This window comes from Flagellimonas sp. 389 (assembly GCF_018449435.1).
Taxonomy (GTDB): domain Bacteria; phylum Bacteroidota; class Bacteroidia; order Flavobacteriales; family Flavobacteriaceae; genus Flagellimonas.
On the sequence record NZ_JAHCMU010000034.1, the window covers coordinates 1 to 1,208 of the forward strand.

The following is a 1,208-nucleotide window of genomic DNA, read 5'->3' on the forward strand; positions in this document are numbered from 1 at the left end:
TGTAGCCTTACCTGTTTTAGGACGTTGCTAAATTCATAAAATTATGATCAATGTTCATCGTTTGGGGGAAGAATTCTTCCCCCAAACGGTTCTTATATTCCCTTGGCGGCATATCCCCCAATGATGAATGTGGATGTTCCGTATTGTAATCCTTTCGCCATTTCTCGGTCAATGTTCTTATCTGATGAAGGTCGTTGAACCAATAGGCATCAAGTACGTCTTCCCTGTAAAACCTGTTGAGCCTTTCCATAAATCCGTTCTGCATGGGCTTGCCCGGTTGTATGAACCGAAGTTCCACCCTTTTGCTCTTGCACCATTGCGACAAGGTCTTCGAGATGAACTCCGGGCCGTTGTCGCAACGTATGGTCTTTGGCAGACCTATCTCCTCTTCCAAATGCCCCAAGGTCTCCACTACCTTTTTGGCGGGATAGTTCAGGCCAATGTCCATGGCCAGTGCCTCACGGTTGCAATCGTCCATCACGTTGAACACCCTGACCTTTCTTCCATCGGAGAGAACGTCGGCCATGAAGTCCATGCTCCAGACCTCATTGAGTTCCGTTGGTGCTTCCAACGGGTTCTTTACCCTTGACGGCAATCTCTTTTTGTGCTTTCTTCTAAGCTTTAGGTTCATCGACCTATAGACCCGAAGCACACGCTTCCTGTTCCATTTATGGCCTTCGCGACGCAGCCGCTTGTAATATACCTCGAAACCCCTGGTGGGCAGTTCTTCCGCCAACTGCGATAGCGCATCGACTACTTCCGTATCGTCCCTCTTGGTATGGTAGTACCACATCGAACGGGCAAGACCTATGACCCGACAGGAACGTGATACACAGACCGAATAGGCTTCTTGAAGGTATTTGGCACGGTGCTTCTTGTCGGAAGGCCCTAGAACTTTTTTGACAGTACATCCTTGAGCATACGCACGTCCAGACTGACATCGGCGTACATTGCCTTAAGCTTGCGGTTCTCCTCTTCAAGTTCCTTCAATCGCTTCATATGGGCGACCTCCATGCCGCCGTACTTCTTGCGCCAATAGTAGAAAGTGCTCTTGTCGACGCCCATCTCGCGGGAAATATCGCCCACACTTCTTCCTTGTTCGTTCTCTTTCAGTGCCTTGATGATCTGGCTCTCGGTAAACTTGCTTTTTTTCATGTGACAGTTAAAATTTAAAGTTAGAAAATTCTAATTTTAAGCTGTCCTATTTT

Annotated in this window: 1 protein-coding gene; it reads right to left on the reverse strand. The window is 47.8% G+C overall.

The genetic code is table 11. The annotated features are described in order from the left end of the window. Positions 1 to 16 precede the first annotated feature (16 nt). A protein-coding gene (locus KIM67_RS18480; RefSeq protein WP_250149332.1) for an IS3 family transposase occupies positions 17 to 1,155 on the reverse strand; the annotation gives its coding sequence in 2 pieces (ribosomal slippage) (positions 17 to 894 and positions 894 to 1,155; 1,140 coding nt in all). Positions 1,156 to 1,208: the final 53 nt, after the last annotated feature.